The sequence below is a fragment of the Noviherbaspirillum sp. genome (assembly GCF_036846085.1).
In the GTDB taxonomy this organism is placed as follows: Bacteria; Pseudomonadota; Gammaproteobacteria; order Burkholderiales; family Burkholderiaceae_D; genus Noviherbaspirillum.
In genome coordinates, this window is record NZ_DAIUCO010000115.1 from 10,854 (window position 1) to 15,524 (window position 4,671).

Consider the following 4,671-nt stretch of genomic DNA (forward strand, 5'->3'; position numbering starts at 1 on the left):
TCACCGTCTTCGACCAGGACCCCTGGGCGCTCGGTGAACGGCAACGGCATGCGATGCGCGCCCGCCTTTTCCTCGCGCCGCAGACGCCGCCGCTGCCGCCGCGCCAGCGCGTGGTCACGGCGGTGCTTGCCGGCCGCCTGCCGCAATGGAGTCTCTGGCAAGCGCTGTCCTCGCTGGTTCGTCCCGCGGACGCCGGGGCGGCATTTGATGCGCTGGCACGGTTCAACCTGCAGGACAAACTGTATGAACGGGTTGACCGCCTGTCGGGCGGCGAGCGCCAGCGCTGCAGCCTGGCGCGGCTGCTGGTATCCGGGGCGGAAGCTTTCCTGGTGGATGAGCCGTTGTCTGCTCTTGACCCGGCGCTGGCCGCGCAAACGCTCGGCACCTTGCGACAGGAAGCGGGCACGCGCGGCGCAACCCTGGTATGCAGCCTGCACCAGATCGAACTGGCCCTGGCGCATTTTCCCCGCATCATCGGTCTGCGCAACGGCCGCGTGACGTTCGACCTGCCGCGCGAGGCGGCGACGGACGCGGTGGTGGAGGCGCTGTACCGGAATGCGGATGCCTCGCCGGAACGGACGGCGGTCTCCGTTGCGCCCTCATCGATTGCCGGGTGTTTTTAAAGAGAAGCATACGAAACCAGCCAAAGCGCAACCAGGTTCCTCGCCCGAGTAACGTTTTTCCCTGATCCGGCAAGAGCAGCCCTTCATGTTTTACCGATATCCATGTCCTCCACGCTGAATCCCCATCATCCCGACCCAGCCTGGCGCGGCCGCGTCACCCTGGCGGCAGTGGCGCTCATCGTGCTATGGCCACTGCTGGTGTGGAGCGAATTCAAGCCCTGGATGCTGTTTGACCGGCAGAGCCTGAATGCCACCGGCCGCTTCCTTTCCGCATTCCTGCCCCCGGCGCATTCGCCGGAGTTCCTGCTGCTGATGCTGGAAGCGACGTGGCAGACGATTGCGATCGCCACCGCCGGCATGACGCTGGCGCTGCTGGGTGCAGTACCGCTTTCCATCCTGGCCAACGAGCGGCTCTCGGTGTCCCGTCTCGGCACCGGTCGCATGGGCTGGTTCGGCAGCAATTTGCGGCGCATGGTGCGATGGCTTCTGATCCTGTTGCGCAGCGTGCCGGAACTGGTGTGGGCGCTGTTGTTCGTTCGCATTGCCGGACTCGGCCCGACTGCCGGCGTGGCCGCGATCGCGCTCACCTATTGCGGCATGCTTGGCAAGGTGTATGCGGAAATACTCGAATCATCCGACGGACATGCGACCGACGCATTGCTGAAGAACGGCAGCGGCCGTCTCGCGGCGCTCTGCTACGGCGCCCTGCCTGTGTCGGCATCGGAACTGGTGTCATATACCGTCTATCGCTGGGAATGCGCGATTCGCGGCTCGGTCGTGATGGGCTTCGTCGGCGCCGGCGGTCTCGGGCAGCGGATGGATGAATCGATGAAGATGCTGGCCGGCGGCGAGGTTGCGACCATGCTCATCATTTTCGTGCTGCTGGTCGCCTGTGCGGACGGCGTCAGCAAAGTGCTGCGCGGGAGGCTGGCATGAGCATGCATCGAATGCCGGCGGCGCCCCGCCGAAGTATGGCCACCCGCTTGCTGCTGCTCGGGATGGCGGCGCTGGTGATCGCCAGCTTCGGCAGTTTGTCGCTGCAATGGCGGGAATTCTTCTCCGACAGCGCGATGCAGACGACCGCCGAGTTCCTGCGTGGCTTCATGCCGCCGGATGTGTCGCCCGCGTTCATGCGCAAGGTACTGACCGGCGCCGCCGAGACCATCGCGATGTCTGCGCTCGGCACTCTGCTCGCCGCGATCGCCGGCATCGCGCTTGCACTGCCGGCGGCGGGCCGTCTCGGCCGGCCGGCGCGCGCCTGCACGCGGATGATATTGAATGTGTCGCGCTCGATCCCGGAGCTGGTGTGGGCGGCCATCATCCTGGTTGCCGCCGGCCTCGGGCCCTTCGCCGGCACGCTGGCGCTTGCCTTTCATACCACCGGCGTGCTCGGACGGCTGTTTGCGGACGCACTGGAAAACAGTTCGCCGCTTCCTGAAGCGAGTCTGCGCATCAATGGCGCAGGCGCGCTTGCGGCATTCCTGTACGCGACCCTGCCGCAAACCGTGCCGCAGATGATGTCCTACACCTTGTATCGATGGGAAAACAATATCCGGGCGGCGGCGATTCTCGGGATGGTCGGCGCGGGCGGCCTGGGACAGATGCTGAAGTATCACCTCTCGCTGTTCCAGATGCACCAGGCGGCGACGGTGATCCTGGCCATGCTGGCCCTGGTGGCGCTGGTGGATGGGCTCAGCTTTGCATTGCGCCGCATGATGACGCGGTAACGACACGGCGCTGCGGCGGCGTGGGTCGCTACGTCCGTGACCGCTGCGTGCGTGCTATTCGTCGCCCGACACCTTGTCGAGCAATTGGCTCAGCTTATCGCTGACAACGACCAGCGTATCCGTCAATTGCGCGAGCCGCAGTTCCAGTTGAAGGACACGATTCTCGAGCGCCTCGATCGCCGACTGTCCGCCCGGTGCCGCCTGCGCCGCATCGATCGTCGCCGTGCCATCCTGCGCGGCCGGTTCGGCGCCTGCGTTCGGCTCTGCTCCCTCGCCGGCCTTGCGCTGGGCAAGAATGCGATTCAGGATCGTCAGGGCAAGTTCGTAATCGCCGTTCGTCTGTGTCAGTAAATAGTTGCAATTGGCAACCGGTTCACCAGAAATCTTGTGCAGTTTCAACACCATCTGGGCATCGATTTCCTTCATCGCCATCTCCATTCCGCCGTTTTTAGACCGGCAATCACTATACGCGTTTGCCGCAACCTGCGTTACCTGCAGGCATGCAACTTCCCCGGTACGAACTTTTTTGCATTGATGCGCATCGAATCTTTGCCGGTTTTGCAAGGCAGCCTCCCATGCAATGCAGGAAGGAATTTTTTCAGCCTTGAGCTACGGCATCCACCGCAAGACACAGTGCAACGCAATCAGCCTGATTGCGACAACCGGAGAATGCAATGGACTCGAAAACGCGAATAAGTCTGGCGGCCCTGCTTGCCGCATTGATCAGCACTCCCGCAATGGCCCAGTCGGAAGACAGTACCAAGGAAGACGACAAGAAACGCCCCAAAAGACTGAAAGTCATCAAGAATCCGGAACTCGACCGTTCCGGCAAGACCCGGCATGGTGAAGCCTCCTATTACGGCAAGGAATTTTTCGGAAGGAAGATGGCCGACGGGACGCCGATGAATCCGGAATCGAATATCGCAGCCAGCAGGACATTGCCGATCGGCACCAAGGCCAAGGTGACGAACCTGGACAATGGCAAGAGCGCGGTCGTGGAGATCCGTGACCGCGGCCCCTACATCGATGGCCGGATCGTCGACCTGACGCCGAAGACCGCCGAGCAGCTCGACATGAAGCAGGACGGCGTAGCGCCGGTGGCGGTGACGCCGATCGAGCTTCCGGGATCGACGACCGCCCAGTCCAGCGGGAACTGAAACCGGAACCGCGAGCCGGCAACGTGCCGGAGACGACTGCATCAGGAACCGACCGCTGGGTTCCCTCCCCTTGCAGGGGGAAGGACCAACGCAGTGCTGGCTTGTGCCGCAGCAGTACCTGCACGACGGTGTGTCCCGCGCCGCCGCTCCCAAACGCCGTGCGGGACTCTGCCCCGTGTCAGCGAGCCGCAGCCGTCACCTGGAGCGTCACATCGGAACCAGGACGGGCATCGAACAGCAACATGCCATTGACGATCGCGACCGGTACCGCGGCGCCCGCCATGTTCCGTGCAGTGACCTGCCCCCTGAGCGCTTCCCTGACCGGCATCGCGATCGTCAGCGGCTCGGTGCAGACAGCGGGATTGAAGTTGCCGCTCAACCGCACGGTTGCCTGGCTGGATGATGCCGTCGTGATGACGGGCCTCGCCTGGGCACGGCATTGGCGGTATCTTGCCACGTTGGCATAGGTGTCGGTCCAAAGCCTCGATGAGAACGTCTGTGCGTACGTCAGGTGATCGATCAGGAACTGCGACGTTACCGGACTCCAGCCATCGCCGTCGACGCCATGGCCGCCTCCAACGAACCATCCGCCGAGATTGACTGCCTCGGCGAGCTGGCGGTTGACCAATTGCAGCGACTCGGCCTGTGTCCTGCCGTGCTCCTGGTCGAAGTAGGCAAAGCGGTAAGAGCTCTCGTTGATATCGATCTTGCGCACGGAAAAGTGGTTCTGCATGGCGAGCGCGAGTGCGCGATCGCTATATTGGTGCCACGGAAAGGCGAAGGTGAGCGGTTTCCGCCCGATTCTCTGTTCGATCAGGCGCTGGGATGCGTTGATCTCCGTATCCAGCACCTGATAGGTCAGGTTCGGATCGTTCATGACAATCCGGTGCGTCATCGAATGATTCCCGATCTCATGTCCCTTGGCGGCGAGTCCGCGCCAGAATGTCCAATCCGCATCCGCAACCTCGCCGGCGATGAGATAAAACGTGGCGCGCAAACCCCTGTTCTCGAAAATGGTGGCGATCCTTGTACTTGAGCTGTAGCCGTCGTCGAAGGTATAGGACGCTGCGGCCTGCTTCCCATCCTTGTACTTCGTCACTTGCGGACTGGTGAGGTCGAAGCAGCGATCGATGATGGCGCGGCAGTCACCGGTTGGTGTGGGCG

The 4,671-nt window shown here is 63.0% G+C and carries 6 protein-coding genes; 4 read left to right on the forward strand and 2 right to left on the reverse strand.

Features of this window, described 5'->3' with window-relative positions; translation table 11 throughout:
• The 3 genes from V7080_RS14315 to phnE all read left to right on the forward strand — a co-directional run.
• Positions 1-623 (forward strand): phosphonate ABC transporter ATP-binding protein (locus tag V7080_RS14315; protein WP_334189069.1); only part of this gene is annotated, 623 nt, incomplete at its 5' end.
• A gap of 102 nt (positions 624-725) precedes the next feature.
• Positions 726-1,559, forward strand: a complete 834-nt coding sequence (locus V7080_RS14320) for a PhnE/PtxC family ABC transporter permease (RefSeq protein WP_334189070.1) — start codon at positions 726-728, stop codon at positions 1,557-1,559.
• The gene (phnE, locus tag V7080_RS14325) at positions 1,556-2,350 is read left to right on the forward strand and encodes a phosphonate ABC transporter, permease protein PhnE (protein ID WP_334189071.1); all 795 of its coding nucleotides are present in this window, start codon (positions 1,556-1,558) and stop codon (positions 2,348-2,350) included. Before V7080_RS14320 ends, phnE begins: the two co-directional genes overlap by 4 nt.
• 54 nt (positions 2,351-2,404) lie before the next feature.
• Here the strand turns inward: phnE and V7080_RS14330 are convergent, their stop codons facing one another.
• Positions 2,405-2,776 carry a hypothetical protein gene (locus V7080_RS14330; protein ID WP_334189072.1) on the reverse strand — a complete coding sequence of 124 codons (372 nt, stop codon included), beginning with the start codon at positions 2,774-2,776 and terminating at the stop codon, positions 2,405-2,407.
• Positions 2,777-3,024: 248 nt separating this feature from the next.
• Between V7080_RS14330 and V7080_RS14335 the strand changes: the two genes are divergently transcribed.
• On the forward strand, positions 3,025-3,507 hold the full coding sequence (locus tag V7080_RS14335) for a septal ring lytic transglycosylase RlpA family protein (RefSeq protein ID WP_334189073.1): 483 nt from the start codon (positions 3,025-3,027) through the stop codon (positions 3,505-3,507).
• 178 nt (positions 3,508-3,685) lie between these two features.
• Here the strand turns inward: V7080_RS14335 and V7080_RS14340 are convergent.
• The coding region (locus V7080_RS14340) for a polysaccharide deacetylase family protein (RefSeq protein WP_334189074.1) at positions 3,686-4,671 on the reverse strand (986 nt) is incomplete at its 5' end.